This is a genomic window from Streptomyces sp. JLSY215 (genome assembly GCF_059682825.1).
The window spans coordinates 5,958,091-5,985,079 of the sequence record NZ_CM185022.1 but is presented as its reverse complement, the minus strand read 5'-3'; the positions used below and the strand labels follow the sequence as shown (position 1 = coordinate 5,985,079).

24 protein-coding genes are annotated in these 26,989 nt (G+C 72.2%); 13 read left to right on the top strand and 11 right to left on the bottom strand.

Features of this window, described 5'->3' with window-relative positions; all coding sequences use genetic code 11:
• Window positions 1–6 precede the first annotated feature (6 nt).
• From scy to AC5677_RS26790, 6 genes are all read left to right on the top strand, one after another.
• The gene (scy, locus tag AC5677_RS26815) at window positions 7–4,254 is read left to right on the top strand and encodes a polarized growth protein Scy (RefSeq protein WP_497190479.1); all 4,248 of its coding nucleotides are present in this window, start codon (window positions 7–9) and stop codon (window positions 4,252–4,254) included.
• Between the two features lie 113 nt (window positions 4,255–4,367).
• Window positions 4,368–5,306 (top strand): cellulose-binding protein, encoded by a 939-nt coding sequence (locus AC5677_RS26810; RefSeq protein WP_497190478.1) that lies wholly within the window; start codon window positions 4,368–4,370, stop codon window positions 5,304–5,306.
• A 130-nt stretch (window positions 5,307–5,436) separates the two neighbouring features.
• Window positions 5,437–6,459, top strand: a complete 1,023-nt coding sequence (locus AC5677_RS26805; protein ID WP_497190477.1) for an ATP-binding cassette domain-containing protein — start codon at window positions 5,437–5,439, stop codon at window positions 6,457–6,459.
• Complete coding sequence (locus AC5677_RS26800; RefSeq protein ID WP_497190476.1) at window positions 6,459–7,232, top strand: ABC transporter permease; 774 nt, start codon at window positions 6,459–6,461, stop codon at window positions 7,230–7,232. The genes AC5677_RS26805 and AC5677_RS26800 overlap by 1 nt, the downstream gene beginning before the upstream one ends.
• Window positions 7,233–7,361: 129 nt before the next feature.
• Window positions 7,362–8,561: an ABC transporter ATP-binding protein gene (locus AC5677_RS26795; RefSeq protein ID WP_497190475.1), complete on the top strand. Its 1,200-nt coding sequence runs from the start codon at window positions 7,362–7,364 to the stop codon at window positions 8,559–8,561.
• Window positions 8,558–9,820 carry an ABC transporter permease gene (locus tag AC5677_RS26790; RefSeq protein ID WP_497190474.1) on the top strand — a complete coding sequence of 421 codons (1,263 nt, stop codon included), beginning with the start codon at window positions 8,558–8,560 and terminating at the stop codon, window positions 9,818–9,820. Before AC5677_RS26795 ends, AC5677_RS26790 begins: the two co-directional genes overlap by 4 nt.
• 6 nt (window positions 9,821–9,826) lie before the next feature.
• Here AC5677_RS26790 and AC5677_RS26785 read toward each other — a convergent pair whose 3' ends face one another.
• Window positions 9,827–10,144, bottom strand: a complete 318-nt coding sequence (locus AC5677_RS26785; RefSeq protein ID WP_497190473.1) for an Rv1322 family protein — start codon at window positions 10,142–10,144, stop codon at window positions 9,827–9,829.
• A 223-nt stretch (window positions 10,145–10,367) separates the two neighbouring features.
• On the opposite strand from AC5677_RS26785, the gene AC5677_RS26780 reads away from it, so the two are divergent.
• The gene (locus AC5677_RS26780; RefSeq protein WP_497190472.1) at window positions 10,368–11,408 is read left to right on the top strand and encodes an LLM class flavin-dependent oxidoreductase; all 1,041 of its coding nucleotides are present in this window, start codon (window positions 10,368–10,370) and stop codon (window positions 11,406–11,408) included.
• A 169-nt stretch (window positions 11,409–11,577) separates the two neighbouring features.
• On the opposite strand, the gene AC5677_RS26775 is transcribed toward AC5677_RS26780, so the two are convergent.
• Window positions 11,578–11,970, bottom strand: a complete 393-nt coding sequence (locus AC5677_RS26775; RefSeq protein ID WP_400068344.1) for an SCO5389 family protein — start codon at window positions 11,968–11,970, stop codon at window positions 11,578–11,580.
• A 250-nt stretch (window positions 11,971–12,220) separates the two neighbouring features.
• Here AC5677_RS26775 and nucS point away from each other — a divergent pair, with 250 nt between their 5' ends.
• Window positions 12,221–12,883 (top strand): endonuclease NucS, encoded by a 663-nt coding sequence (gene nucS, locus AC5677_RS26770; protein WP_497190471.1) that lies wholly within the window; start codon window positions 12,221–12,223, stop codon window positions 12,881–12,883.
• Window positions 12,884–12,937: 54 nt separating this feature from the next.
• On the opposite strand, the gene AC5677_RS26765 is transcribed toward nucS, so the two are convergent.
• The 4 genes from AC5677_RS26765 to AC5677_RS26750 all read right to left on the bottom strand — a co-directional run bounded on the left by AC5677_RS26765 (window position 12,938) and on the right by AC5677_RS26750 (window position 18,264).
• The gene (locus AC5677_RS26765; RefSeq protein ID WP_497190470.1) at window positions 12,938–15,586 is read right to left on the bottom strand and encodes an ATP-binding protein; all 2,649 of its coding nucleotides are present in this window, start codon (window positions 15,584–15,586) and stop codon (window positions 12,938–12,940) included.
• A gap of 367 nt (window positions 15,587–15,953) precedes the next feature.
• Complete coding sequence (locus AC5677_RS26760) at window positions 15,954–16,277, bottom strand: STAS domain-containing protein (RefSeq protein WP_136742625.1); 324 nt, start codon at window positions 16,275–16,277, stop codon at window positions 15,954–15,956.
• 172 nt (window positions 16,278–16,449) lie between these two features.
• Window positions 16,450–17,298, bottom strand: coding sequence for a 3-hydroxyacyl-CoA dehydrogenase family protein (locus AC5677_RS26755; protein ID WP_497190469.1), 849 nt, complete (start codon window positions 17,296–17,298; stop codon window positions 16,450–16,452).
• Between the two features lie 324 nt (window positions 17,299–17,622).
• Window positions 17,623–18,264, bottom strand: coding sequence for a TetR/AcrR family transcriptional regulator (locus tag AC5677_RS26750; RefSeq protein WP_497190468.1), 642 nt, complete (start codon window positions 18,262–18,264; stop codon window positions 17,623–17,625).
• Between the two features lie 81 nt (window positions 18,265–18,345).
• Here AC5677_RS26750 and AC5677_RS26745 point away from each other — a divergent pair, with 81 nt between their 5' ends.
• The 3 genes from AC5677_RS26745 to AC5677_RS26735 are packed head-to-tail and all read left to right on the top strand — an operon-like array spanning window position 18,346 to window position 20,509.
• The gene (locus AC5677_RS26745) at window positions 18,346–19,131 is read left to right on the top strand and encodes an ABC transporter ATP-binding protein (protein WP_497190467.1); all 786 of its coding nucleotides are present in this window, start codon (window positions 18,346–18,348) and stop codon (window positions 19,129–19,131) included.
• Window positions 19,132–19,161: 30 nt separating this feature from the next.
• Window positions 19,162–19,926, top strand: a complete 765-nt coding sequence (locus tag AC5677_RS26740) for an ABC transporter permease (protein ID WP_497190466.1) — start codon at window positions 19,162–19,164, stop codon at window positions 19,924–19,926.
• 10 nt (window positions 19,927–19,936) lie between these two features.
• Window positions 19,937–20,509 (top strand): cob(I)yrinic acid a,c-diamide adenosyltransferase, encoded by a 573-nt coding sequence (locus AC5677_RS26735; RefSeq protein ID WP_497190465.1) that lies wholly within the window; start codon window positions 19,937–19,939, stop codon window positions 20,507–20,509.
• Here AC5677_RS26735 and AC5677_RS26730 read toward each other — a convergent pair.
• Window positions 20,506–21,096, bottom strand: a complete 591-nt coding sequence (locus AC5677_RS26730; protein ID WP_497190464.1) for a hypothetical protein — start codon at window positions 21,094–21,096, stop codon at window positions 20,506–20,508. The genes AC5677_RS26735 and AC5677_RS26730 overlap by 4 nt on opposite strands.
• 125 nt (window positions 21,097–21,221) lie before the next feature.
• Here AC5677_RS26730 and AC5677_RS26725 point away from each other — a divergent pair, with 125 nt between their 5' ends.
• Both AC5677_RS26725 and AC5677_RS26720 read left to right on the top strand, forming a co-directional pair.
• Complete coding sequence (locus tag AC5677_RS26725; protein WP_497190463.1) at window positions 21,222–22,484, top strand: sensor histidine kinase; 1,263 nt, start codon at window positions 21,222–21,224, stop codon at window positions 22,482–22,484.
• Entirely contained in the window at window positions 22,481–23,170 is a 690-nt protein-coding gene (locus AC5677_RS26720) for a response regulator (protein WP_497190462.1), read from the top strand. Before AC5677_RS26725 ends, AC5677_RS26720 begins: the two co-directional genes overlap by 4 nt.
• 271 nt (window positions 23,171–23,441) lie before the next feature.
• Here AC5677_RS26720 and AC5677_RS26715 read toward each other — a convergent pair whose 3' ends face one another.
• From AC5677_RS26715 to AC5677_RS26700, 4 genes are all read right to left on the bottom strand, one after another.
• Window positions 23,442–23,900, bottom strand: coding sequence for a DUF2550 domain-containing protein (locus AC5677_RS26715; RefSeq protein WP_497190461.1), 459 nt, complete (start codon window positions 23,898–23,900; stop codon window positions 23,442–23,444).
• Between the two features lie 148 nt (window positions 23,901–24,048).
• The gene (locus AC5677_RS26710) at window positions 24,049–24,432 is read right to left on the bottom strand and encodes a F0F1 ATP synthase subunit epsilon (RefSeq protein ID WP_497190460.1); all 384 of its coding nucleotides are present in this window, start codon (window positions 24,430–24,432) and stop codon (window positions 24,049–24,051) included.
• A 161-nt stretch (window positions 24,433–24,593) separates the two neighbouring features.
• A complete protein-coding gene (locus tag AC5677_RS26705; RefSeq protein WP_497190459.1) occupies window positions 24,594–25,796 on the bottom strand; it encodes a cytochrome P450 in 1,203 nt (400 codons plus the stop codon).
• Between the two features lie 95 nt (window positions 25,797–25,891).
• The gene (locus AC5677_RS26700) at window positions 25,892–26,902 is read right to left on the bottom strand and encodes an LLM class flavin-dependent oxidoreductase (protein ID WP_497190458.1); all 1,011 of its coding nucleotides are present in this window, start codon (window positions 26,900–26,902) and stop codon (window positions 25,892–25,894) included.
• Between the last annotated feature and the right edge of the window lie 87 nt (window positions 26,903–26,989).

The following is a 26,989-nucleotide window of genomic DNA, read 5'->3' as shown; positions in this document are numbered from 1 at the left end:
CGCGCAGTGCGGGGCAACGACCGCTACGAGGCTGACGACCACCTCTCGCAGTTCGAGGCCGAGATGGAGCGGCTGAAGACCGAGCGGGACAAGGCCGTCCAGCACGCCGACGACCTCGGCTACCAGGTCGAGGTGTTGCGCGCCAAGCTGCACGAGGCGCGCCGCAACCTCGCGGCCCGCCCTGCCTACGACAACATCAGCCACCAGGCCGAACAGCTGCTGCGCAATGCGCAGATCCAGGCGGACCAGCTGCGCACGGACGCCGAGCGCGAGGTGCGCGAGGCGCGGGCGCAGACCCAGCGGCTGCTCCAGGAGCAGGCCGAGCGGCAGTCCCGGCTGGAGGCCGAGCTGCATGCGGAGGCGGTCACCCGCCGGCAGCGTCTGGACGAGGAGCTCAACGAGCGCCGCCAGACCGTCGAATCGCATGTCAACGAGAACGTCGCCTGGGCCGAACAGCTGCGGGCGCGCACGGAGTCGCAGGCCCGCCGCCTCATGGAGGAGTCGCGGGCGGAGGCCGAGCAGGCGCTGGGGTCGGCGCGGGCCGAGGCCCAGCGGCTGGCCGAGCGGGCCCGCGAGCGCCTCGACACCTCGGCCGAGGAGGCCCGCGCCGAAGCGGAATCCATCCTGCGCCGGGCGCGCACGGACGCCGAGCGGCTGCTGAACGCCGCCTCCAACCAGGCGCAGGAAGCGACCGATCAGGCCGAGCAGCTGCGCACGACGGCCGGTACGGAGTCGGAGGAGGCGCGCCGGGCGGCCGCGGAGCTGACCCGCACCGCCGAGACGCGGATCCAGGAGGCGGACACCGCGCTGCGCGAGGCGCGCGCCGAGGCCGAGAAGCTCGTCGAGGAGGCCCAGCAGGCCGCCGGCAAGCGGCTGTCGGCCGCCGAGTCGGAGAACGAACAGCGCACCCGTACGGCCAAGGCGGAGATCGCGCGGCTGGTCGCCGAGGCGACCAAGGAATCCGAGGCGCTCAAGGCCGAGGCCGAGCAACTGCGCGCGGATGCCCGCACGGAGGCCGACCGGCTGCTCGCCGAGGCGCAGGAGAGCGCGCGGTCGAAGGCGGCGGAGGACTCCGCGGCGCAGCTGGCGAAGGCGGCGCGGACCGCCGAGGAGGTGCTGACCAAGGCGTCGGAGGACGCCAAGGCCACCACCAAGGCCGCGGCGGAGGAGGCCGAACGGCTGCGCCGTGACGCCGAGTCCGAGGCGGACCGGCTGCGCGAGGAGGCGCATGACACCGCGGCCCAGCTGAAGGGCGCGGCGAAGGACGACACCAAGGAGTACCGCGCCAAGACCGTCGAACTCCAGGAGGAGGCGCGGCGGCTGCGCGGCGAGGCGGAGACGCTGCGGGCGGACGCGGTCGCCGAGGGCGAGCGGATCCGCGGCGAGGCCCGCCGCGAGGCCGTTCAGCAGATCGAGGAGGCGGCCGGTACCGCCGAGGAGCTGCTGTCCAAGGCCAAGGCCGATGCGGAGGAGACCCGTTCGGGTGCCGTCACGGAGAGCGAGCGGGTACGGACCGAGGCCATCGAGCGGGCCTCGGCGCTGCGCCGGCAGGCCGAGGAGGCGCTGGAGCGGGCCCGTGCGGAGGCCGAGCAGCTGCTCCTGGAGGGCACCCAGGTCGCCGAGACGCTGACCACGACGGCCGAGGAGAGCGCCCAGGAGCTGCGCGCGGAGGCCGAGCGGGCCGCCGAGGAGAAGCGGACCGAGGCACAGGCCGAGCTGGACCGGCTGCACACCGAGGCCGAGAGCAGGGTCACCGCCGCCGAGGACGCGCTGCGCGAGGCGCGCGCGGAGGCCGAGCGGCTGCGCCGGGAGACGCAGGAGGAGGCGGCCCGGCTCAAGGCGGAGGCCGCCGACCGGCGCCGCGCGTTGCAGCAGGAGGCCGAGGAGGAGGCCGAGCGGCTGCGCACCGAAGCGGCCACGGACGCGTCGACGGCGCGTTCCGAGGGCGAGGCGGTGGCCGTACGGCTGCGCGCGGAGGCGGCGGCCGAGGCGGAGCGGCTCAAGACGGAGGCGCAGGAGACCGCGGACCGGGTGCGCGCGGAGGCGGCGACGGCCGCGGAGCGCACGGGTACGGAGGCGGCGCAGGCGCTGGCCGAGGCCCAGGAGGAGGCCGCGCGGCGGCGCCGGGAGGCCGAGCAGCTGCTGGGCGAGGCCCGCGAGGAGGCCCACCAGGAGCGCACCGCGGCGCGGGAGCAGTCCGAGGAGCTGCTGGCGTCGGCCCGTACGCGGGTGAGCGAGGCGCAGGCGGAGGCGGAGCGGCTGGTCGAGGAGGCGGACCGGCGGGCCGGCGAGCTGGTCGCGGCGGCCGAGCAGACCGCTCAGCAGGTGCGGGACGCGGTCGCGGATCTGCACGAACAGGCCGAGCAGGAGATCGCCGGGCTGCGGTCGGCGGCCGAGCATGCGGCGGAGCGGACCAAGAGCGAAGCGCAGGACGAGGCGGACCGGGTCCGCAAGGACGCCTACGACGAGCGGGAGCGGGCCTCCGAGGACGCGGCGCGGGTCCGGCGCGAGGCGCAGGAGGCGTCCGAGGCCGCGAAGTCCCTTGCGGAGCGGACGGTTTCCGAGGCGTTCGAGGAGGCCGAGCGGCTGCGCACCGAGGCCGCCGGGGTGGTGGACGAGGCGCGCCGGGACGCCAACGCGGCGCGCGCGGAGGCGGCGGAGCAGGCCGACCGGCTGCTGGCGGAGGCGACCGGGCAGGCCGAGAAGCTGGTCGCGGACGCCACCGCCAAGGCGCAGCAGCTGCGGACCGACGCGTCGGACGCGCTGGCGTCCGCGGAGCAGGACGCGGCGCGGGCCCGTGCGGAGGCGCGGGACGACGCGAACCGGATGCGTTCGGACGCCGGCGAGCAGGCCGACGCGCTGATCACCGAGGCGCGTGCGGAGGCCGAACGGATCGTCACCGAGGCCACCGAGCTGACGTCTTCGGCGCAGGACGACGCGCACCGCATGGTCCAGGAGGGCCGGCAGACCGCCGACCGGCTGCGCGCGGAGGCCGAGCAGCAGGCGCAGGTCACGGTCACCGAGGCGGCCGAGGTCGCGGAGCGGCTGCGGACCGAGGCGGCCGAGGTGCTGGAGAAGGCGCGGACGGACGCCGAGGAGACCGGCGACGAGGCGCGCAAGGCGGCCAACAAGACGCGGTCGGACGCCGCGCAGCAGGCCGACGAGCTGATCTCGGAAGCCGGTACGGAGGCCGAGCGGCTGCGTGCCGAGGCGGCGGCGACCACGGCCACCGCCGAGCGGGACGCGGACCGTACCCGGGCCCAGGCCCGCGAGCAGGCGGAGGCGATGCTCGCCGCGGCCACCGCGGAGGCGGACCGGCTGCGGGCGGACGCGGCCGAAACGGTCACCGCGGCGCAGGAGCACGCCAATCGGACCCGCGGTGAGTCCGCGAAGGTCAAGGAGGACGCCGAGGCCGAGGCGGAGCGCCTGCGGACCGAGGCCCAGCAGGAGTCGGACCGACTGCTGGACGAGGCCCGTAAGGATGCCGCCAAGCGCCGCGGGGACGCCGCCGAGCAGGCCGACCAGCTCATCGCCAAGGCTCAGGAGGAGGCCCTCAAGACGGCCACCGCCGCCGAGGAGCAGGCCGACACGATGGTGGGGGCGGCCCGCAAGGAGGCCGACCGGCTCGTCACGGAGGCGACCACTGAGGGCAATGCGCGGGTGGAGAAGGCCCGTACGGACGCCAACACCCTGCTGGAAGAGGCCCGCGGGGACGCCACGGCCATACGGGACCGCGCCGAGGAGCTGCGGGTGCGGGTCGAGGGCGAGGTCGAGGAGCTGCACGACCGGGCCCGCCGGGAGTCCGCGGAGGCGATGAAGAACGCCGGCGAGCGGGTCGACAAGCTCATCGCGCAGGCCACGGCGCAGCAGGTCGAGGCCAAGGACAAGGCCGACCAGCTGCTGTCGGACGCGAACAGCGAGGCGAGCAAGGTGCGGATCTCGGCGGTGAAGAAGGCCGAGGGCCTGATCAAGGAGGCCGAGAACAAAAAGGCCGAAGCGGTGCGCAACGCCGAGCGGATGCACACCGAGGCGAAGGCCGAGGCCGCCCGGATCGTGGAAGAGGGCAAGCGCGAGCTGGAGGTCCTGTCGCGCCGGCAGGAGGACATCAACGCCGAAATCTCCCGCGTTCAGGACGTATTGGTCGCGCTGGAGTCCTTCGAGGCACCTGCCGGAGCCGCGGACGGCAAGGGGGGCGTCAAGGCGTCCGCGACGGCGGGCGCAACTCGTTCGAGTGGCAAGTCGTCTGAAGGGTAGCCACTCAAATGAGGGGTCATTCTCCATTCCAAACGTGCAACGACTCGATGACACGCCGTTAAGACCCCTAGGATTCCCTTATCACCTCACCGGTCTCTTTCGACAGGAACCCCATGAGCGACACATCCTCCCCCTTCGGCTTCGAGCTCGTGCGGCGCGGTTACGACCGCGGTCAGGTGGACGACCGCATTACCAAGCTCGTCGCCGACCGCGACAGCGCGCTGGCCCGCATCACGTCGCTGGAAAAGCGGATCGAGGAACTGCACCTCGAAACGCAGAACGCCCAGGCTCAGGTCAACGACGCCGAACCGTCCTACGCAGGTCTCGGTGCTCGGGTCGAGAAGATCCTCCGCCTCGCCGAGGAGGAGGCCAAGGACCTGCGCGAGGAGGCCCGCCGGGCCGCCGAGCAGCACCGCGAGCTGGCCGAGTCGGCCGCCCAGCAGGTCCGTAACGACGCCGAGTCGTTCGCCGCCGAGCGCAAGGCGAAGGCGGAGGACGAGGGCGCCCGGATCGTCGAGAAGGCCAAGGGCGAGGCCGCCACGCTGCGGGCCGAGGCGCAGAAGGACGCCCAGTCCAAGCGCGAGGAAGCCGACTCCCTCTTCGAGGAGACCCGTGCCAAGGCCGCCCAGGCGGCCGCCGACTTCGAGACGAACCTCGCCAAGCGCCGCGAGCAGTCCGAGCGCGACCTGGCCTCGCGTCAGGCCAAGGCCGAGAAGCGGCTCGCGGAGATCGAGCACCGCGCCGAGCAGCTCCGTCTGGAGGCCGAGAAGCTGCGCACCGACGCCGAGCGCCGCGCCCGCCAGACCGTCGAGACGGCCCAGCGCCAGGCCGAGGACATCGTGGCGGACGCCAACGCCAAGGCCGACCGGATCCGCAGCGAATCGGAGCGCGAGCTGGCGGCGCTGACCAACCGCCGCGACTCCATCAACGCGCAGCTGACCAACGTCCGCGAGATGCTGGCGACGCTGACCGGCGCGGCGGTGGCCGCGGCCGGCGCCCCCGGCGAGGAGGAGTCCATCTCCCGCGGCGTCCCGGCTCAGCAGACGCGCTGACGCCCGGCAGGTTCTGACCGGCGGCTTCCCGCGCCCCCGTACCGCCACTGCGGCGGTACGGGGGCGCGGTCGTGTGACGGCGCGCCGCGCCCGGTGGCGAGGCCCCAGGGCCGCCCCTAGCGTGCTGTACATGATCGAGCTCGAGGGGCTGACCAAGTACTACGGCGACACGCTCGCGGTGGACCGCCTCACCTGCACGGTGCGGCCCGGCATCGTCACCGGCTTCCTCGGCCCCAACGGCGCGGGCAAGTCCACGACCATGCGGATGATGCTCGATCTGGACAATCCGACCGAGGGCACGGTCCGCATCGACGGCAAGCACTACCGCCAGCTGAAGGACCCGCTGACGTACATCGGCGCGCTGCTGGACGCCAAGGCGGTGCACGGCGGCCGGAGCGCGTTCAACCATCTGCTCTGCCTGGCGCAGAGCAACGGCATTCCGCGCAGCCGGGTCGGCGAGGTGCTGGACACGGTCGGCCTGACCTCGGTCGCCGGGAAGCGCTCCAAGGGCTTCTCGCTCGGCATGGGCCAGCGCCTGGGCATCGCGGCGGCGCTGCTCGGCGACCCCGAGATCCTGATGTTCGACGAGCCGGTCAACGGCCTCGACCCCGAGGGCATCCACTGGATCCGCAACCTCATGAAGAACCTCGCGGCGCAGGGCCGTACGGTCTTCGTCTCCTCCCACCTGATGAGCGAGATGGCCCTGACCGCCGACCATCTGATCGTGATCGGCCAGGGCCGTCTGATGGCGGACACCTCGATGGCCGATTTCATCCAGGAGAACTCCCGCTCGTACGTCCGACTGCGCTCCCCCGAGCAGCAAAAGCTCCTCGATCTGCTGCATGCCGAGGGCATCGACGCGGTGGAGGTCGGCAACGGCTCGCTGGAGGTCGACGGGGTGCCGGCCACGCGGCTCGGCGAGATGGCCGCCCGGCATCAGCTCGTCCTGTATGAGCTGAGCCCGCAGCAGGCGTCGTTGGAAGAGGCCTTCATGCAGCTCACCGCCGAGTCCGTGGAGTACCACGCGCACGACGACCGGCCGGCGGCGGTGCGGCCGCGGCCGGTGGACGGCTCGCCGGTGGACGGCGCGCCGGTTCAGCCGGAGGGCTGGGGCGCGGACTGGCAGCGGCGCGGGCAGAGGAAGGGAAGCTGATGGCGGCGGTCACGCAGGTGCTGCGCTCGGAATGGACCAAGATCAGATCGGTGCGCTCGACGGTGTGGACGCTGGGCATCGCCGTGGTGGTCACCATCGCGCTGGGCGTGCTGATCTGCATTCTGGCCAGGAACGACTTCCAGTCCATGTCGGCGGGCGCCCGGGTCACCTTCGACCCCACCAACATCAGCTTCGCCGGGATGGGCCTGGGCCAGCTCGCGATGATCGTCTTCGGGGTGCTGGTGGTCTCCAACGAGTACAGCACCGGCATGATCCGGGCCTCGCTCGCCGCCGTACCGCAGCGCGCCGCCTTCCTCTTCTGCAAGCTGCTGGTGGCCACCGCGCTGGTCTTCGTCGTCGGCCTGGCGACGAGCTTCGCGACCTTCTTCGCCGGCCAGGCCGCCCTCGGCGACCACCGGGCGCAGCTCGCCGATCCCGGGGTGCTGCGCGCCGTGATCGGCGGCGGCCTCTATATGACCCTGATCGCGCTGTTCTCCATGGGCGTCGCCGTGATGCTCCGCAGTCCGATGCTCTCGCTGGGCATCCTCATGCCGTTCTTCTTCCTGATCTCCAACATCCTCGGCAATGTCTCGGCGACCCGGAAACTCGGCCGTTACCTCCCCGACCAGGCCGGCCAGAAGATCATGCAGGTCGTCCCGCGGGTGGGCGAGGACCTCCCGTACGGCCCCTGGGGCGGCCTCGGCATCATGATCGCCTGGACGCTGGCGGCGCTCGCGGGCGGCTTCGTCCTCCTCAAGAAACGCGATGCCTGAGGGCAGTGCCGCGCCGAGAGTGCCGCAGCACACCAAGATTGACGGGAACCGTCAATGTCCCGATAGCCTCATAACCCTCACGGGGGTACGAGGGCGCCTCTGCCCCGACCACCACGCAAGGGGCGGAGAATGATCGAGGCAGTCGGCCTGACGAAGCGCTACGGCGCCAAGACGGCCGTGCACAACCTGTCCTTCCAGGTACGGCCGGGAACGGTCACCGGCTTCCTGGGGCCCAACGGCTCCGGCAAGTCGACGACGATGCGCATGATTCTGGGTCTGGACACGCCGACCTCGGGGCACGCCACCATCTCCGGTCGCCCCTTCCGCAAGCTCCCCAATGCGCCCCGCCAGGTGGGCGCACTGCTGGACGCCAAGGCCGTGCACGGCGGCCGCAGCGCGCGCCAGCACCTGCTCTCGCTCGCCCAGCTCTCCGGCATCCCGGCCCGCCGGGTGGACGAGGTGCTCGGCGTGGTCGGCCTCCAGCAGGTCGCCTCGCGGCGTTCCAAGGGCTTCTCGCTGGGCATGGGCCAGCGGCTGGGCATCGCGGCGGCGCTGCTCGGCGACCCGCAGGTGCTGCTCTTCGACGAGCCGGTCAACGGCCTCGACCCCGAGGGCATCCTGTGGGTGCGCAACCTGATGAAGCAGCTGGCGGCCGAGGGCCGTACGGTCTTCGTCTCCTCCCACCTGATGAGCGAAATGGCGCTCACCGCCGAGCACTTGATCGTCATCGGCCGCGGCCAGCTGCTCGCCGATATGCCCGTCAAGGACTTCATCTCGGCCAATTCCGCCGACTTCGCCCGGGTACGCACCCCCGACACCGAGCCCGAGCAGCGCGAGAAGCTGACGTCGGCGCTCGATGAGGCGGGCGCCCGGGTCGAACCCGAGCCGGACGGCGCGCTGAAGGTGACCGGGCTGCCGCTGCCCCGGATCAGCAATCTCGCGCACGAGGCCGATGTCCGGCTGTGGGAGCTGTCGCCGCACCAGGCCTCGCTGGAGGAGGCGTACATGCGGCTCACCCAGGGCGCCGTGGACTACCGCTCGACGGCCGATCAGCGGGCGGGCCTGCAGCAGATGCCGGCCGGATATGCGCCCGGCCAGGTCCAGCAACCTCCGTACGGCGGCCAGGCCCCGTACATGCAGCAGCCGCCCGTCGCTCCGGGGCCCGGTTATCCGCCTCCGGGGCAGGTTCCGAGTCACCCGTACGGGGCACCCGCACCCGAGCAGTACGGCGCACCCAACCCGTACGGGCAGCCGCCGCAGCCCGCCGCGCCCATGCCGCCAGCCGCCCCCGCCGCCATGCCCACGCCGCAGAACGAGGACGCCCGATGACCAGCCCTCAGCAGCCGCAGCCCCAGCCGCAGCCTGAGCGCGGACCGCACGACACCGGCTCGCACGAGCAGCCGGTACCGGCTGCGCCGCCGATGCCGCCAGCCGCGCCCCAGGCGGGCCCGCCCGCGCCCGCGCAGGAGGCCGGCACGATGATGCTGCAGGCGCAGCAGCCACCGCAGCAGCCGCAGCCCGCGCCCGGCCCCTCGCTCGCCAAAGAGGCGGGCACGATGATGCTTCAGGCCCAGCAGCCGCTCCCCCAGCCGCACCCGGAGCCCCAGCCGCTCGCGGCACACGGCCCCGGCAAGGATGCGGGCACGATGATGCTGCAGGTCCCGGCCGCCCAGGCGCCGCAGGCTCCCCAGCAGCTGCCGCAGCCGCAGGCACAGCCCGGCTACGCCCCGGTCCCCCCGCAGGCCCACCCCCAGCAGCAGCCGCAGCAGCCCCAGCCGCCCGCCAACTGGCAGGGCGGGCACGCCGGTTACGTCTCCCCGATCCCGGTGAACAACACCCACCTCGGCCACGCCCTGGCCTCCGAGTGGACGAAGATCCGCTCGGTGCGCTCGACGATCTGGACGCTGGGCGTGATGGTCCTGCTGATCGTCGGCATCGGCCTGCTCACCGCCACCGCCATGTCGGGCCACTCCGTCGCCCCCCGGATCGCCTTCGGGTTCTTCAGCGTCATGCTGGGCACCCTGTGCATCATCCCGCTCGGCGTCCTGGTGATCTCCTCCGAGTACGGGACGGGGATGATCCGGACGACCATGACCGCCTGCCCCAGCCGGGCCCGGGTGCTCACCGCCAAGGCGATCGTCTTCTTCGTGCTCTCCTTTGTGATCACGACCCTGTCCACGACGCTCGTCACGCTCGCCATGTCGGGGATGGTGGACGGCCGGCAGCCGACGACCGACGAATGGCTGCGCTGCACGGTCGGCGCCGGCCTCTACGTGTCCTTGCTGGGCCTTCTGGCCCTGGCGGTCGGCTCGCTGCTGCGGCATTCCGCCGGTGCCATCAGCGCCATGTTCGGCGTGGTCCTGCTGCCGATGCTGCTGGCGGTGTTCATGCTCGGCGCGAGCAGCCTCAAGTGGCTCACCGAGGCGCTGGTCAACTACTCGGTGCCCAACTCCCTGGCGACGCTCTACGGCATTCCGTTCCTCGGCGACACCGGCCCGCAGGGCTGGAACCCGCTGTGGATCCTCGCCGGCGTCACCGCGGTCGTTCTGGCCGCCGCCTTCGTCGTCCAGGAAAAGCGCGACGTGTAGCCCGGATCAGTACCTGGGTGCATGACGGGACCGCTGGAGCCGTGCGCTCCGGCGGTCCCGTGCGTTCCAGCAGGCCTTGTGCCAGTGCCGGCGGTCGTCGACATCGCCCTGCTGCGGCCAGGCGACGACATGCGGCACGCCCGGCGGGATCTCCTGGTCGCAGCCGGGGCAGCGGTAGTGCTTGCCCGCGCCGGCGCCGCCGACCTGCCGCACCGTCCAGTCCTCGCCGCGCCATTCCTCGGTGCGTTCCAGGCCGTACCGGTCGCCGCCCGTGCGGTCGATGGGGTTCGCACCGCCGCGCTGGCGGTTTCGACGCGGGGACACTGAGCACCTCGGGCAATCTGCGGGGATGGGAGTCCCCCCGGGCGAGCGGAGTCGAGCGTGGGGAGGGTTGTCACCAGCGTACGCGTCCCGGTCAGGGGCGGACCCCGCCCGGCAGGTTTCTGCGATCATCGGGAAATTTCGCGTCAGGCCGTGCCCTTGGCACGTGTCAGACGTTGTTGCCTGTAAGGGGGAAGCCGCGTCGGCTGCGAGGAGGCAGAGAGCGATGCGCGTTGGCGCTTTCATCCTGGCCGCTCAATTCCCGGGCCAGGGACAGGGGGAAGCACTGCACCGCGCGGTGCGCTCCGCACAGGTGGCGGAGGAGGCCGGGCTCGACGATGTCTGGCTGGCGGAACACCACTTCGTGCCGTACGGCGTCTGCCCGAGCGCGGTGACCCTGGCCGCGCTGCTGCTGGGCCGCACCCACCGGATCGGGGTCGGTACGGCGGTGAGTGTGCTGCCGACCCAGCATCCGGTGGCGCTCGGTGAGCAGGCGGCGCTGCTGCATCTCACCTCCGAGGGCCGGTTCACGCTCGGCGTCGGCCGGGGCGGCCCCTGGGTGGATCTCGAGGTCTTCGGCGCCGGACTGGCCGCGTACGACCACGGCTTCCCGGAGTCGCTCGATCTGCTGCTGCGCTGGCTGCGCGAGCCGCGGGTCGGCGCGGCCGGTGAGCGCTATGCCTTCCGTGAGGTGGCGGTGGTCCCCCGGCCCGGCGAGGCGCTGACCGATCCGGACGGCACGGCGTCCGGGCCGCCCGTGGTGGTCGCCTGCACCTCGCCCGCCTCCGTCCGGCTCGCCGCGGAGCGCGGGCTGCCGATGCTGCTCGGCATGCACTGCGGCGACGAGGAGAAGGCGGACATGGTCGCGCTGTGGCGGTCCGCCGCGCGGGAGGCCGGGCGCGACGGCGACGAAGTGGCCGCGGCCGAGCATGTGTCGGCGGGTGTGGTGCAGATCGCCGATGCCCGGCGGGATGCCGAGGAGACCCTGACGAAGGCGATGCCGGGCTGGCTGCGGCAGGGGCTGGGCGCGCATGTCACGGTCGACGGCCGCTATCGCGCCATGCGGGATCCGCTGGCCTATACGGAGCTGCTGTGCGGGCTGCATCCGGTCGGCCCGCCGCGGCTGTGCGCGGACCGGCTGGCGGCGTCGGCGGAGCGTACGGGCATCGGGCGGTTCGCGCTGCTCGTCGAGGGCTCCGGCGATCTCGCCGCCACCGAGGAGAACGTCCGCCGGCTCGGCGCCGAGGTCCTGCCGCAGCTGGGGTGACTCCGCCGGACGGGGCGGAGCGACGTGCGGTTTTCCCCTGGCAACCTGGCCTGTGATCATGCGATGCGCCGTACTTCCGGGGAGGCCGTGCCGTCGTTCGGTGGTGCTGCCGCTGGCGCATGGGCACGGTGCGCGCCCCCCACGTGCTGCGCAGCGGCAGCAACTCCGATCAGCAGTCGCGCAGTTCCGGCGACTGGTTCAGCAGCTGACCCCGGATCGAGGTGAACTTGGCCAGGCGGTCGTCCACGGCCGGGTCGAGCGGGAAGACCGCGACCCGGTGGCAGTTCTGAAAAGCGAGGCGCACACCGAAGTGGCGTTCCAGCGCTCCGCGGATGGCGTCACTCGCCAGCGCGCGCAGCAGCTGGCCGCGCGCCTGCTCGTCCGGCGGCGGCGTCTGGTTGTCGGCGAACTGACCGCCGTCCACCTTCAGCTGGGCCACCAGTGAGCTGATCATCCCCCATGCGTAGGGCAGGGAGTTCCGGACGCAGTCGACAAATGCGGCTTCGTCGACCTCGCCTCGCTCGGCCTGTTCGAGGAGGGCCGGTGAGACGTCGAGCGACATGAGGTTCTCCTCTCGCGGCCCCGCCGGGACGGACGGGGCCTAGGGACGGGACAAGGGGTCCAGCGACGCAGCGTGTTCGCCTCACAACCCCCCGCTTCAACGGTATGCCGCGCAAGAGGCCCGCACCAGGAGATTGCACATACAACCGGCCAAAGGCGAGCGCCGGGGGTGCGGGGATTTCCCCCGGAAAGAGACCGTGCCCCAAGGGCGAATCGCGCGGGCGGCCTCCGGTCGAGTAGCGTTTCGCACCATGCGTCTCGTCATCGCCCGCTGCTCCGTGGACTACGCCGGCCGGCTCACCGCCCACCTTCCCTCGGCCCCCCGCCTCATCCTGATCAAGGCGGACGGCTCCGTCTCCATTCACGCGGACGACCGGGCCTACAAACCCCTCAATTGGATGTCCCCGCCCTGTTCCCTCAAGGAGGGTGACGGCGAGGTGTGGACGGTGGAGAACAAGGGTGGCGAGAAGCTCATCATCACCCTGGAAGAGGTCCTGCACGACTCCTCGCACGAGCTCGGCGTCGACCCCGGCCTCATCAAGGACGGCGTGGAGGCCCACCTTCAGGAGCTGCTCGCCGACCGGATCGAGACCCTTGGCGAGGGCTACTCCCTGATTCGGCGTGAATACCCCACTGCCATTGGCCCCGTGGATATCTTGTGCCGCGACGCGGACGGCCAGACCGTGGCCGTGGAGATCAAACGGCGCGGCGAGATCGACGGAGTCGAGCAGCTCACGCGCTATCTCGAACTCCTCAACCGCGACCCGCACCTGGCTCCCGTGAAGGGCATCTTCGCGGCCCAGGAAATCAAGCCGCAGGCACGCGTACTGGCCACCGACCGCGGCATCGGCTGCGTCGTCCTGGACTACGACGGCCTGCGCGGCATCGAGGACGACAAGCTGCGGCTGTTCTGAGCCCGCAGCGGGGCGGATGAGCCCGGCCGGCTGATGCCGGGCTCACACCGTCCGTCAGGCGGTCGACGCGCTCCCCGGGTCCGACGGGCTGCCGCTCTGGGTGGCCGCCGGCGTGCCGGATCCGGACGCGGACGGCGCCGCCGCGGACGCCGATTCGGGGCTCGCCGCCGACGGACCGGCGGCCGACGCGCTGGTGGTCCCCGAGGGGCTCTGCGTCGTCGGCTTGCCCGTGGGGTCCTGGGTCGGCGTCGGGTCCGTCGGCTCGGTGGTCGGGTCCTCGGTCGGCGTCGGGGTCGGCCGGCCGGTGGGCTTGTGGGTCGGTCCGGTCGGCCGGCCCGTGGGCGTGGTGGGGTTGCCGGTGGGCCGGGTCGGGCCGGTGGTGGGGTCCGTCGGGCGGGTGCTGGGGCCGGTCGGTGACTGGCCGGTGGTGGGGTCGTCCGCCGACGCGTTCGGGCTTCCCTTGTGGCCGGCGTCGACCGGCGCGGACGTACCGGGACCGGCGGGCGGCAGGCTGGAGCCCGGGGCGGGCTCGTCGGTCGGCAGTTCCGGGTTCTCGCCGTCCGGGGTGGTCTGTTCCGAGGTGACGTGGTCGCCGCCCTTGGAATCGTCGCCGGAGGTCATCCCGAGCGTGACGACGGTGCCGAGCACGGCAACCAGCACGGCACCGGCGCCCGCCGCGACGAGGTTGCGCCGGACCGTCCGCTTGCCGGCGCCGCCCGCGGCGGCGGGCAGGGCGGTGGTGGCGGCGGTGCTCGCCGCGCCCCGGGCGACGACCGTGGCGCCGGTCCCCTGCTGCGTACGCGGAAGGCTCAGCTTGGCCGTCGAAACGGCGTCGGGCGACGGGGTGTCCGTCTCCTCGGCCCGTGCTCCGGGGGCCGGTGCGGCCGGGCCGGTCCTGCTCCCGGCGGCCTTGGGCCCGACGGGCTTGAGGACGGTCGTGTCGGCGGCGGCCGAATCGGCCCGCGAGCGGTCGCTGACCAGCGCCAGCGCCCGCCGCCCCGCGACCGCGCCGCGGCGGTCGGAGAGCACCCCGCGCAGTCCGATGGACGCCTCCAGTTCGGCCCGCGCCCGGTCCAGGCTGCCGGTGCACAGCGCCAGGACGCCCAGCTCATGGTGGAAGTACGCCTCCTCGGCGACCTCACCGGCCCGCCGCGCGGCCTCCTGGCCGTGCCGCAGGCTGCGTTCCCAGGCGCTCCAGTGCAGCGCGGCGGCGAACGCGGGCGCGGCCGTCCGGGCGAGCAGCACGGCCGAGCTGGCGTGGCCGCTCTCCCGGCTGGCGGTCAGCACGCCCATCGCGGCCAGCACCGCATCCGCCTCGGCGGCGACCCGCTCGGGGGTGACCGAGGGGTGGCCGGCCCACCAGGAGTAGTGCTGGGCGGCGGTGTGGGCGCGGGCGGCGGCGTCCTCGGCGTAGCCGACGGCGGCCAGCTGGTCCTGGACGGTCGCGGCCAGTCGGTAGTGCGACCCGGCCGGGGAGATCAGCCCGCTGCCCAGCAGATCGCCGAGGACGGCGTCCGCATGGGTGTCCTCGGTGAGCGCGGGCAGATGCGCCTGGTGCGGCAGCTCGCCGCCGAGCGCGACCGCGAAGCGGAGCGTCTCCTGGGCGGCGGCGCCGAGCCGGGCGGCGAGCAGCGGGACGGGTGAGGCGGCCTCACCGAGCGTGGGCAGCGGGCCGTCCGGGTGCCCGTCGGAGTCGGCGGCCTCGTCCTGGGAGGCGTCGGACCGGGTGACGTGGTCCTGGGCGGCGTCGTCCTGGGTGGCGTCGGCGTCCGGGATGTCGGTCGCGCCGGCCGCGGCCCCGGAAAGGACCCGGTCGCGCCGCCGCAGCAGCGCCGCGGCCTGGACGAACCGGAGCGGCAGCCCCTCGGACTCGAACCACAAATCCCCGGCCCAGGCCTCCTCGTCGGGCGTGAGGGGCCTGTCCACGGCGCGCTCCAGCATCCGCACGCAGGCGCTGCGGCCGATCCCGCCGAGGAAGACCTCCTCGAGGGGCGAGCCGGCGCTGGGCGCCGGGACACCGGGGGTGGTGGCGATCAGGAAGGCGCACTCGGGGGTGGCGTCCAGCAGCTCGTCGAGCGCGGTGCCGCCGAACTCCAGGTCGTCCAGGACGACGATCGCGCCGATGGAGCCGAGCCGGCGCAGCAGCTCCGGGCGGTCGGGACGGTGCTGCGGGGCGCGGTAGACGGCGCCGAACAGCGCGTACAGCACATCGGTGGGGGTGCGGCGGTAGCCGGAGAGCCGGATGACGCCGTCGGGGGCGATGTCGCGGCACGCGGCGGCGACGGCGTCCAGCAGCCGGGTGCGGCCCGATCCGGAGGGGCCGGTGACGCGTACCGAGCGGCCGCGGGAGAGCAGCCGTACCAGGCGATCGGTGTCCTCGGAGCGTTCTTCGAGGACGGTCTCGTGCCCGGCGAACGCGGGCGGTCCCGAGGGCAGCGGCGGCGCGGCGGCGCGGGCGGCCTCGGCGCGCTCCTCGGGCCGGAGCTTGCCGGGGACGGCCGGGCGCTCCCCGGGCGGGCAGGGCTCCATCTCGCTGCCGTCGATGGGGTTGACGGTGACGAGGTAGCCGCCCGAGACCAGCCGTACGACGCGGGCCTGGCCACCGGAGCCGTCCTGCGGGGTGCCGAACGGAGGTGACGGCGCCTCGGCAGGGTGGCCCTGTTCGGCGTACTCCTCAGGTCCCCGGTTCGTGTTCGGGTCCATGCTGCAAGCTCCCAGATCTGGCGTGCCCGACTGCTCTTCCGGCCGTTCGCACCCCCCGGCTGCGGCCGGGATCCCCTGGCCGTGGCGTCTGGTCTGGTCCGGTGCCCACCGCCATACAGGCATACGACGGGCAACCGCACCTTAGCCCCGGGACGCGGGGCGGCGTACCGCTGGGGCCGGACACTGCGCGGAAAGCGGCGAACGTCCCGGTGGGGCGGGAACCTCTGGCTATGCGGCTTTCGCCCCGCCGCGGCGCGTATCCCGCCGCGCTCCCCGCACGGCCTCGCACCCGACGCCTCATATCTGGTGCCGCATGCCCGGCACCCCTTGCCCGGTATCTCACGCGTGCTGCCTCACTCGCCGTGCCTCACACGCGAGGAAGCGATTCGGCTTCGATGCCGCCCTCGATCGCGAGGATGCGGTGCAGCCGGGTGGCGACCAGCAGGCGCTGCATCTGGGGCGGTACGCCGCGGAGCACCAGCCGGCGGTTCACCCGGCCCGCGCGGCGGTGCGCCCCCATGATCACGCCGAGGCCGGTGGCGTCCCAGGAATCCAGCTCGGTCAGGTCCAGCACGAGATCGCCGCGGCCGGAGTCGACGGCGGTGTGCAGGGCCGTACGGGCGTCCGCCGCGCTCCGGACGTCGAGGCGGCCCCCGACGACCAGCTCGACGTGATCGCCCCTGATGTGCATATGCGCTCCCCGATTGATGGGCCCGGTGGTCAATGGGCCTGCTTCCCTTGACGTCTACAGAACTGACTGCCTCTCATGCGGCGAAGTTGCCGCTTGTAAGCGAACCGATACCGAATTCACCCCGCAGGGTGATCGCATCAGGGCCCAGGGCCCTGATGCGGGCTCAGCGGTATCAGTGCTCGTAGAAGCCCTGCCCACTCTTGCGGCCGATATCGCCCGCATCCACCATGCGCCGCATGATCTCCGGCGGCGCGAACTTCTCGTCCTGGGACTCGGTGTAGATGTTGTCGGTGGCGTGCATCAGGATGTCGACGCCCGTCAGATCGGCGGTGGCCAGCGGTCCCATGGCGTGGCCGAAGCCCAGCTTGCAGGCGATGTCGATGTCCTCGGCGGTGGCCACGCCGGACTCGTACAGCTTGGCCGCCTCGACGACCAGCGCGGAGATCAGCCGGGTGGTGACGAAACCGGCGACGTCGCGGTTGACGACGATGCAGGTCTTGCCGACCGACTCGGCGAATTCCCGTGCGGTGGCCAGCGTTTCGTCGCTGGTCTTGTAGCCGCGCACCAGCTCGCACAGCTGCATCATCGGCACCGGCGAGAAGAAGTGCGTCCCCACGACCCGCTCGGGGCGGGAGGTGGCCGCGGCGATCTTGGTGATCGGGATGGCGGAGGTGTTGGAGGCGAGCACCGCCTCGTCCTTGGCGAGCTTGTCCAGGGACTGGAAGATCTCCCGCTTGACCTCGATCTTCTCGAAGACCGCCTCGACAACGATATCGGCGTCGCCGACGGCCTCCAGATCGGTCGTGGTCGTGATCCGGGCCAGCGCCTGCTCGGCGGCCGCCGCCTCCAGCTTCCCCTTGGCGACGAACTTCTCGTACGAGGCCTCGATGCCGCCCTTGCCGCGGGCCAGCGCCTCGTCCGTCACATCACGGAGGACGACGTCCCACCCCGCCTGGGCGGAGACCTGCGCGATGCCGGACCCCATGAGTCCGGCCCCGATGACGGCGAGCTTCCTTGCCACTGCTGTCCCCTAACACCCTGTGCACTTGACGGCTCTACGACGACTCTCAAGGCGACGTTAGCGGTCGTGAGCGATCCTTTGGTGCGTAAGAGATACGCGTCACGCCCACCCGTCACCCAACCACCGCCCCTCAAGGAGCCCCTCCGGGCCGCAGCGCGCATTTCCCGTCACCCAACCACCGCCCCTCAAGGAGCCCCTCCGGGCCGCAGCGCGCATTTCCTGCCCCCCAACACCGCCCCACTCGACGAGCCCCATCGCGCCGCCGCGCCCCTTTTCCATGACGGACGTCACACCGGCGGGACCCGGCGGCGGCGCGCAGGCCCGTCAGTCGGCCACCCGTACGGCGTAGTTGAGGACCTTTTCGCTCAGCAGGTCCTCCATCTCGTCCAGCAGGGCGAGGGCCTCGCGGGAGACGACCGCGGGCTTGCGGCCGGCGATCATCTCGTGGGTGATGGTGGCCATCAAGGTCTCGTGGACCCAGTTGATCTGGCCGGCCATCAGACCGGGCATCGGGTCATCGGCCGGGGCGCCGGTCTCCTGGCGGAGGGTGGCCTCGAGGTTGGTGTACTGCTCCCGCTGAAGGTGCCACAGGCGGGCCTGAAGGGCCGCCGAGCCGTGTACGACCTTCATGAAGCGCTCGTAGCCCTCGATGAGCCCCACCCTGGGCGAGACGCTCACCACTTCCTCGCGCAGTTCCCGCAGTACGGCGGCGGCGGCCGACTCGCCCGCGCCGCGGGCCCGGACGAACCGCGACAGCCGGTCCAGCAGCCCCTTGCTCCGATCGAGGAAGAGGTCTTCCTTGGCGGGGAAGTAGTTGTAAACGGTGTTCACGGAGACGTTCGACGCATCGGCGATCTCCGCGATGGTCACCGCGTCGAAGCCGCGCTCCATGAAGAGACCGGTGGCCACGTCCGAGATGTACTGGCGCGTCTGCCGCTTCTTGCGCTCCCTGAGTCCCTCTGCCATGCCCTCAGCCTATCGTTCGCTGGGCTTCATGAAATTTTGGAGTCATTGCAATTTTGGGGAGACTCTGTTTCTCTGTCCGTCATGCCAGTCATCGACGCGTCCGGACTCGCCCGGACCTTCACCACGAAACGCGGCCCCGTAGAGGCCGTACGCGGCATCGACCTCACCGTCGAGCGCGGCGAGATCCTCGGCTTCCTCGGCCCCAACGGAGCGGGCAAGACCACCACCCTGCGGATGCTGACCACGCTTCTGGCGCCCACCGGCGGCAGCGCGACCGTCGCGGGCTGCGATCTGGTCCGCGATCCCGCAGGCGTGCGCCGCGCCTGCGGCTACGTCGCCCAGTCCGGCGGCGTCGACCCGCATGTCTCGGTGCGCGAGGAGCTGGTCACCCAGGGCCGCCTCTACCGCCTGACCAAGTCCGAAGCGCTCGCCCGCAGCACGGAACTGGCCGCCGACCTGGGCCTGACCGAACTGATGGACCGCAAGACCGCCACGCTCTCCGGCGGCCAGCGCCGGCGGCTGGACATCGCGATGGGGCTCATGCACCGCCCCCAGGTGCTCTTCCTCGACGAACCGACCACCGGACTCGACCCCGGCAGCCGCGCCGGCCTGTGGGACCTGGTCCGGCGTATCCGCGCCGAGCACGGCACCACCGTCTTCCTCACCACCCACTACCTGGACGAGGCCGATGCGCTCGCCGACCGGCTGGTGATCGTCGACAAGGGGACGGTGGCCGCCGAGGGCACCCCGGACGCCCTCAAACGCACCCACGCCGGCTCGTCCGACGCCTCCCTCCAGGACGCCTTCCTCGCCATCACGGGGCGCGGCGCCCCAGCCGACGAGCAGCCCGCCCCGCTGTCCGTCTGACACCGACCTCTCGCACCTCAGGAGCACCTTGTGTCCGCTCTTCTCTCCGATACCGCGCTGGTCTTCGGGCGCTACGCCCGCCAGACCCTGCGCTCCCGGCTCCAGATGCTCTTCGGCATCGTCATGCCGCTGCTGTATCTGCTCTTCTTCGGGCCGCTGCTGACCGGTCTGCCGCTGTCGTCGTCCGGAGTTCCCGGCAGTTCCTGGCAGGTGCTGGTGCCCGGACTGCTGCTTCAGCTCTCGCTGTTCGGGGCCGCGTTCTGCGGCTTCGGCATCATCGTGGAGAAGCAGTTCGGGGTCGTGGAGCGGATGCGGGTCACGCCGGTGAGCCGGTCGGCGCTGCTGCTGGGGCGGGTGCTGCGCGATGCCCTGCTGTTCGTCTTCCAGGCCGTGCTGCTGGTGCTGGCGGCGCTGGTCATGGGCCTGCGTGCGCCGCTGGCCGGCATCCTCATCGGCTTCGGCTTCGTCGCCGTACTGACCGTGGCGCTGGCGTCGCTGTCGTACGCGCTGGCGCTGAAGGTGACCACTCCGCAGGAGTTCGGACCGGTCATCAACACCGTCACGCTGCCGTCGATGCTGCTGTCCGGGCTGATGCTGCCGATGACGCTGGGGCCCAAGTGGCTCGATGTGGTCTCGCACTTCATGCCGTTCCGCTATCTCGTCGATGCGGTCCGGGCGGCGTTCACCGGCGCGTACGCCTCCTCCGCCATGCTCTACGGCGTCCTCGTCGCCGTCGCCTTCGCGGTGGTGGCGACGGCCGTGGGCAGCCGGGCCTTCCGCAGGGCCGCGGCGTAGGCTCGCTCCCATGGTGAATCTGACGCGCATCTACACCCGCACCGGCGACAAGGGCACCACCGCCCTCGGCGACATGAGCCGGACCGCCAAGACCGATTCGCGGATCTCGGCCTATGCGGACGCCAACGAGGCCAATGCCGCCATCGGCGTGGCCCTCGCCCTCGGCTCGCTGCCGGACGAGGTGGCCGCGGTGCTGCTGCGCGTACAGAACGACCTCTTCGATGTCGGTGCCGACCTGTCGACGCCGGTGGTGGAGAACCCGGAGTTCCCGCCGCTGCGCGTCGAACAGGCCTATATCGACAAGCTGGAAGCCGACTGCGACCGCTTCCTGGCCGACCTGGAGAAGCTGCGCAGCTTCATCCTCCCGGGCGGCACGGCCGGCGCCGCACTGCTCCACCAGGCCTGCACGGTCGTACGGCGCGCCGAGCGCTCCACCTGGGCGGCGTTCGAGGAGCACGGCGAGACGATGAATCCGCTGACGGCCACCTATCTCAACCGGCTCTCGGACCTGTTGTTCATTCTGGCGCGTACGGCCAACAAGGAGGTCGGGGACGTGCTGTGGGTGCCGGGCGGCGAGCGCTAGGCGCTGGGCGTCTTCTCCCGTGGCAGGTCCGGGGCCGCTGTCGGCGTGGCCTCGCCCGGATCCTTCTTCGGCCAGATGAGGTATGTGGCGGCGATGACGCCGTGGACGGCGAGGATCTTCAGCGTGGTGAGCTGCCAGGAGCGCAGCGAGCCGCTGTCGCCGTCGTCGCCGACGTACCAGATGGCTATCTGGAGCAGGGTCGCCGCGACGGCCGCCATCAGCACCGTCCGCAGCCACAGCTTTCCTTCGTGCCAGGCGCGGGCGGTGCCGTAGCGCGGGGGTTTGACCGGGGGCGGGCCGCCGGCGAAGCGGTGCGAGAAGTGGCCGTCGATCCAGCTGATCGTGTAGTGGCCGTAGGCGACGGTGTAGCCGATGTAGACGGCGGCCAGGCCGTGCCTCCAGTCCGCGTGGGCGCCGTTCTTCAGGTCGATCGCGGTGACGATCAGCAGCACCAGCTCCAGCAGCGGCTCCAACAAGAGCACCGCCGCTCCGGTGCGGGGCATCCGGGCCAGATAGCGCAGCGCCAGGCCCGCGATCAGCAGCACCCAGAACCCGACTTCACAGGCGATGATCAGCGTGACGACCACGGCGGTTCCCTCTCTGGCTTCCGGTCCCTCGTTGCCTTCCAGACTGGCAAGGGCCGATGGCCGGCGCGTCGTCGCGGGCGACGATCCGGGACTGCAACTTTCGATGTAGCGGGGTGGCTGAAGGGATGAGGCGGCGACGTCTCCGCGGCGTGTTGGATGGAGGGGTGCCCGTCCCCACCGACCGCACCCCCGCCGCGCCCGGCCGGCCGCACCGCATCGATGTGCTCATCGCGGGCGGCGGGCTGCTGTGCGGGCTGCTGCTGTGGACGCTCCATCTGCACGGCGGCCCCCCGCTGTTCGGCCTGTCCGCCTCGCACACCCTCGTCGCGCTCACCGCGATGTCGGGGGCCGAGCTGATGCGCCGTACGGCGCCGAGGACCGCGCTGGCCGTCGCCGTCCTGGCGCTGGTACTGGACAGCTGCAGCGGCACCCTGGTCGCCACGGTCCTGATGTTCACCGACGTGGTCTACGCGGCGGTGCTCTACGGCAGCCCGGCCGCGGCCCGCCGCATCCCGCTCTACAGCGTGCTGCTCACGATCCTGGCCACCATCACGCTGGCCGCGCTCTGGCACGACCCCCAGGTCGTCCTCTTCAGCATCGTCTTCGCCCTGGGCACCATCGCCCCGGCCTGGACCGGAGCCCTTGTCCGTCACCACCGCGACGCCGTCCAGGCCGCCCAGCTGCGCGCCGAGCAGACCGCGCTGCTGGCCGAGATGGACCGTGTGCAGGCGGTGGCCGGGGAGCGGGCGCGGATGGCGCGCGAGCTGCACGACGTGGTCGCCAACCATCTGTCCGCGATCGCGATCCACTCGACCGCCGCGCAGACCATCGACGACCCGGCGGCGACCCGCGAGGCCCTCGGGGTGATACGCGAGAACAGCGTGCAGGGTCTGGCCGAAATGCGCCGTCTTATCGGCCTGTTGCGGGACGCGAAAGCGGCCGGCGCCGACGGTCCGGCCGCGACGCCCACGCTGGAGGGCCTGGAGGCGCTGATCACCCAGGCCCGTACGAACGGCGCGGGCAGCGGGCTGACCTTCGTGCTGGACACCCCGCGGGCGAAGCCCCGCATGGTGGCTCCGGTCGAGCTCGCCGCCTACCGCATCGTCCAGGAGTCGCTGACCAACGCGCTCAAGCACGCCGCGCCCGGCGAGGTCCTGGTCCGGCTCGCCCAGGACGGCGAGGGGCCGCTCACCGTGACCGTCCGCAGCCCGTACGCCGACCGGCCGGATCCCCGCGCGCCCGGCTCGGGTGCCGGGCTGGTCGGGATGCGCGAGCGGATCGCCCTGCTGGGCGGCGAATTCGAGGCCGGCCCCCACGGCGGGCCGGCCGGCAAGGTCTGGCTGGTGCGGGCCGCGCTGCCCGCCTCCGAGGAGGAACAACAACGATGACGGGCGCCGCCGCACAACCGATCCGGGTTCTTGTCGCCGAGGACCAGTCCGCCGTACGGGCCGGGCTGGTGCTCATCCTGCGCTCCGCCGCCGACATCGAGGTGGTCGGGGAGGCGGTGGACGGCGAGGAGGCGATACGGCTCGCCCGCGAGCTGCGCCCCGACCTCGTCCTCATGGACATCCAGATGCCCCGGCTCGACGGGGTCTCCGCCACCCGGCAGATCGTCGCCGAAGCGCTGGCGGACGTGCTGGTGCTGACCACCTTCGACCTGGACGCCTATGTCTTCGGGGCGCTGCGGGCGGGGGCCGCGGGCTTTCTGCTCAAGGACAGCGACGCGGCCGCGCTGCTGGCGGCGGTGCGTACGGTGGCGTCGGGCGAGGGGATGATCTCCCCCGCGGTGACGCGACGGCTGATCGCGGAGTTCGGCCGCCCGCATACGGCGGGGCGGCCGGCGCGGGACGGCGACGCCCCGGATCCCGCCGTCCTGGACGCGCTGACACCGCGCGAGCGGGAGGTGCTGGGCTGTCTGGGGCGGGGGCTGTCGAACGCCGATATCGCGCTGCGGCTGGCGATGGCGGAGGCCACCGTCAAAACGCATGTCAGCCGGCTGCTGGGGAAGCTGGGCCTGCGCAGCCGGGTGCAGGCGGCCGTGCTGGCACAGGAGTTGGGGGTCGACGGGCCTTAGGGGGCGGCCGAACGGATTCCCTAGGGGACGGGTGCGCCCCCTGCGGGGCCACAACGTGGCGGGCGCGGGGGGTATTCCCGTGGCGTGCGAGGTGATCGTAAGAGGGTGGCATTTCCGTCGCTCACGAGGCGACGGACGGGGGTGGCGTTCCTGGGGCGCACAGGGAAAACCGCCGAGGGTGAGGTTCCCGTGGCCCACAGGCGAAACCGCCGAGGGTGGCATTCCCGTGGCGCACGAGGCGACCGGCGTGGACCGACGGCGCGCCGCCCGGCTACGCGACGTTCACCCTCTGGCCGGGAGGGGCCGCTTCCAGCCAGGCCAGGAAGCCGGTGAGCGCGTCCTCGCTCATCGCCAGCTCCAGGCGGGTGCCGCGGTGGGCGCAGGCCAGGACGATGGAGTCGGAGAGCAGCGCCAGCTCCTCCTCGCCCTGGGGGGTACGGCGGTGCAGGACCTCGATGGCGGAGCGCTCCAGGACGCGGCGGGGCCGGGGGGCGTACGAGAACACCCGGAACCACTCGATGCGGTCACCGTTGTAGCGGGCGACGCCGTAGATCCAGCCCTTGCCGCTGGGCTCGCCGGATTTCTCGGGGTGCTCCGGTACGTTCCAGCGCAGGCTGCAGTCGAAGGTGCCGCCGGACCGCTGGATGAGCCGTCGCCGTAGCCCGAAGACGAACAGCCCCAGCAGCACCAGGACCACGACGATGCCGCTCACAAGCAGAGCGAGGACCATCTCGACCGACCTCCTCGCCTCGAAGGGGGTACCTCCGCGCCGTTCCGGCACGGAGGAGACAAACGCACCTGCATCGCCTCAGCCGCGGGCCGCTCCGGAGGATTCCGGGCGGCCCGCGGCTGAGGGTGGATCTCGTCGGTGACGGGGCTCAGCGCACACCCGTCCCCGCACGCAGCCGGACATCGGCACGGCGTTCGGCGGCCGCGTCGGCCTCCGACTTCGCACGCTCCAGCGCCCGCTCCGCGCGTTCGACATCGATCTCGTCCGACAGCTCGACGATCTCCGCGAGCAGCGACAGCTTGTTGTCGGCGAACGAGATGAAACCGCCGTGCACCGCGGCGACGACGGTGCCGTCCCCGCTCTCGCCGGTCGTACGAATCGTCACCGGGCCCGACTGCAGCACGCCGAGCAGCGGCTGGTGTCCGGGCATGACGCCGATGTCGCCCGACGAGGTGCGCGCGACGACCAGGCTGGCCTCGCCGGACCAGACCTGACGGTCCGCGGCGACCAACTCGACGTGCAGCTCGGCCACGATGGCTCCTCGGGTCTCGCACCTGCCTGGGCGGGTCGGTCGGCGCCGCCGCGGAGAAGGACTGCGTTTTGATGGACAGCATAGAGGATGGGCTCGGCAGGCCGAAAAGGCGGTATGGGGGGATGCGGGGCGGCGGGCCGTGGGGACCGCCGCCCCCGCGGTCAGGCCCGGGAGAACACCAGGGGGAGGCTCTTGAGCGCGTGCAGCCCCGGCGCCGAGTAGAACTGGAGGTCGGCTCCGGGCGCGATGCCCACCTGGGAGAAGTGCCGGAACAGGACGCTCAGCACCACCCGGAGTTCCAGCCGGGCCAGCGAGGCGCCCAGGCAGAAGTGAATGCCGTGGCCAAGGGCGAGGTGCGGGTTGGGATAGCGGTGGATGTCGAAGCGGTCGGGGTCGGTGAACTGCCGTTCGTCGTGGTTGGCCGACATCAGGGAGATTCCCACGACGGTTTCCGCCGGGACCTCGACATCGCCGATGACCGTCGCGTGGTTGGTGATCCGGGCCAGCTGGGCGGCCGAGGTGCGGTAGCGGAACGCCTCTTCGATGGCTCCCGGCAGCAGCTCGGGGTCGGCGGTGATCTGCGCCACCGCCTCGGGGTGGTCGATGAGGCAGAGCAGGGCGTTGCCCAGCAGCGCGGTGGTGGTGAAGTGTCCGGCCATCAGCAGCAGGCTGGAGAAGTTCACCAGCTCCTCGTCGTCGAGGCGCTCACCGTCGATCTCGGCCACCACCAGGCGGCTGATGAGGTCGTCGCCGAGCGCGCCGCGGCGTTCCTTGCAGCGTTCCAGCAGGTAGTCGTGCATGGCCTGCTTGCTGGCCTTCACCGAGGCGAGGTAGTCGGGATCGGTGGGGTCGGCGGCGTCGATCGTGAGCATGTCGTCGGCCCACTTGCGGAAGAGCGCGTGATCGGAGTCGGGCACCCCCAGGAGTTCGCCGATGACGGTGACGGGCAGCGGGCGGGCGAGTTCCTCGATGAAGTCCCAGGACTCGCGGCCGGCGGCGGCCTCCATGGTGTCGAGGGCCAGCTGGGTGATGCGGGGCTCGAATTCCGCCACCACGCGCGGGGTGAAGGCCTGGCTCACCAGCGTCCGCATCTGCCGGTGCACCGGCGGGTCGGTCATACCGAGGTTGCCGCGGCTGTACTCGCCGGCGGGTGAGGCCCGGTAGACCTGTGAGGAGAACGTGGTGTGGTCGTTGAGGATGCGGTGGACGTCGGCGTAGCGGTAGGCGGTCAGCATGCCGGTTCGCTCGTCCACGCTGACCGGCGCGTTGTCGCGCCGGTCACGCAGGTGGTCGAGCAGCTGCCGGATGTCGTGGCCGCTGGTGGGGCGCCAGGAGTCCACCCGGTCGTCCTTGGTCTGGGACATCGTGTTCCGTTCCGTTTCGCGCCCCGGGGTCGTGTGCCGGCTGGGGCTGTGGTCATGTGCTGAGGGGGGTGTGCCGTGCGCGCCGGCGGTGGGGGTCAGCCGGGCAGCAGGCCCAGGGCCTGCAGCCGGGCGGTGACGCCGCGTACGGCGGCCCGCTGGTCGTTCTGGCCGAGCAGGAACATCACGCCGTCGACACCGTGTGCGGCGATGTGGTCGATCCGGGACTTCCACTGCTCCTCGCTGCCCCAGACGACGAAGTTCTGGACGATGTACTCGGCCAGCGGGCGGGTGATCAGTTCGAGGTTGCGCGGCCGGGTGTTGTCGGCGTGCACCGCGTAGTCGTAGTTGGCCCACATGGCGTGGATGTCGGGGTGCAGCTCGGCCGGGATGCCCCGCTCGACGAGATCGCCACGGAAGGCGCGGTTGGCGATGGCGACGATGATCGCCCCGATGTCGTCGAAGACGCCCTCCACCGAATCGGCGAGCGAGACCGCCGGGGCGTGCCAGACCGTCTGGTCGGGGCGTACCCGGCCGGCCGCCACCCGGCGGGCGAGCACCTCGGACTTGAGGGTGCCGCTGTAGATCAGGCCGTCGGCGACGCGTCCGGCGAGTGCGGCGCCGCGCGGTCCGTCGGCGGCCACCACGAGGGGACAGCCGCGGCGCTCCACCCCGGTGGCCGGGATGTTGCTGCCGTTGAAGCTGCCGCCCTTGCCCGCCCAGTAGCCGCGGATGCACTGCACCGCCTCTTCCAGTTCGGCGATGGTGGAGGGGCGCAGGCCCAGTCCGCGTGCCGCGCTGTTCCCGGTGGCCAGGGTGCCGACGGTGCGGCCGTCGCCCGCCTCGTTGAGGGTGGCGAAGAGGTTGCCGACGATCAGCGGGTGGCGCACCACCACGTGGGAGACCATGGGGCCGACCCGTAGGCGGCTGGTGACCCGCAGTGCCTCGTGCTGGTGGGCGAACGACTCGGGATAGACCGCGGGCGAGTCCGCGATCCCGAGCCAGGAGTAGCCGGCGGACTCGGCCTCGACGGCGATCTCGCCGGTCTGCTCGACCGTGCGGGGCAGGGTCATGAACCCGAACTCGGGTGTCGTTGTGTCGTGCGACATCACTGTCTCCTTGTTTACGGGCGGGTGGTGCGGGCGGCGGGTCGCCTCGCAGAAGGTGCGGGTCGCCTCGCGGAAGGTGCGGCCGGG

Excerpts from the sequence above, each read along its gene's own strand:
- AC5677_RS26780 (WP_497190472.1), top strand. The coding sequence starts at position 10,368 with ATGCGCGTTGGCGCTTTCATCCTGGCCGCTCAATTCCCGGGCCAGGGA.
- AC5677_RS26715 (WP_497190461.1), bottom strand. The coding sequence starts at position 23,900 with ATGGTCCTCGCTCTGCTTGTGAGCGGCATCGTCGTGGTCCTGGTGCTG.
- AC5677_RS26800 (WP_497190476.1), top strand. The coding sequence starts at position 6,459 with ATGGCGGCGGTCACGCAGGTGCTGCGCTCGGAATGGACCAAGATCAGA.
- AC5677_RS26750 (WP_497190468.1), bottom strand. The coding sequence starts at position 18,264 with ATGGCAGAGGGACTCAGGGAGCGCAAGAAGCGGCAGACGCGCCAGTAC.
- AC5677_RS26700 (WP_497190458.1), bottom strand. The coding sequence starts at position 26,902 with ATGTCGCACGACACAACGACACCCGAGTTCGGGTTCATGACCCTGCCC.
- AC5677_RS26765 (WP_497190470.1), bottom strand. The coding sequence starts at position 15,586 with ATGGACCCGAACACGAACCGGGGACCTGAGGAGTACGCCGAACAGGGC.
- AC5677_RS26760 (WP_136742625.1), bottom strand. The coding sequence starts at position 16,277 with ATGCACATCAGGGGCGATCACGTCGAGCTGGTCGTCGGGGGCCGCCTC.
- AC5677_RS26745 (WP_497190467.1), top strand. The coding sequence starts at position 18,346 with ATGCCAGTCATCGACGCGTCCGGACTCGCCCGGACCTTCACCACGAAA.
- AC5677_RS26705 (WP_497190459.1), bottom strand. The coding sequence starts at position 25,796 with ATGTCCCAGACCAAGGACGACCGGGTGGACTCCTGGCGCCCCACCAGC.
- AC5677_RS26795 (WP_497190475.1), top strand. The coding sequence starts at position 7,362 with ATGATCGAGGCAGTCGGCCTGACGAAGCGCTACGGCGCCAAGACGGCC.
- nucS (WP_497190471.1), top strand. The coding sequence starts at position 12,221 with ATGCGTCTCGTCATCGCCCGCTGCTCCGTGGACTACGCCGGCCGGCTC.
- AC5677_RS26775 (WP_400068344.1), bottom strand. The coding sequence starts at position 11,970 with ATGTCGCTCGACGTCTCACCGGCCCTCCTCGAACAGGCCGAGCGAGGC.
- AC5677_RS26725 (WP_497190463.1), top strand. The coding sequence starts at position 21,222 with ATGAGGCGGCGACGTCTCCGCGGCGTGTTGGATGGAGGGGTGCCCGTC.
- AC5677_RS26735 (WP_497190465.1), top strand. The coding sequence starts at position 19,937 with ATGGTGAATCTGACGCGCATCTACACCCGCACCGGCGACAAGGGCACC.
- AC5677_RS26720 (WP_497190462.1), top strand. The coding sequence starts at position 22,481 with ATGACGGGCGCCGCCGCACAACCGATCCGGGTTCTTGTCGCCGAGGAC.
- AC5677_RS26805 (WP_497190477.1), top strand. The coding sequence starts at position 5,437 with ATGATCGAGCTCGAGGGGCTGACCAAGTACTACGGCGACACGCTCGCG.
- AC5677_RS26810 (WP_497190478.1), top strand. The coding sequence starts at position 4,368 with ATGAGCGACACATCCTCCCCCTTCGGCTTCGAGCTCGTGCGGCGCGGT.
- AC5677_RS26790 (WP_497190474.1), top strand. The coding sequence starts at position 8,558 with ATGACCAGCCCTCAGCAGCCGCAGCCCCAGCCGCAGCCTGAGCGCGGA.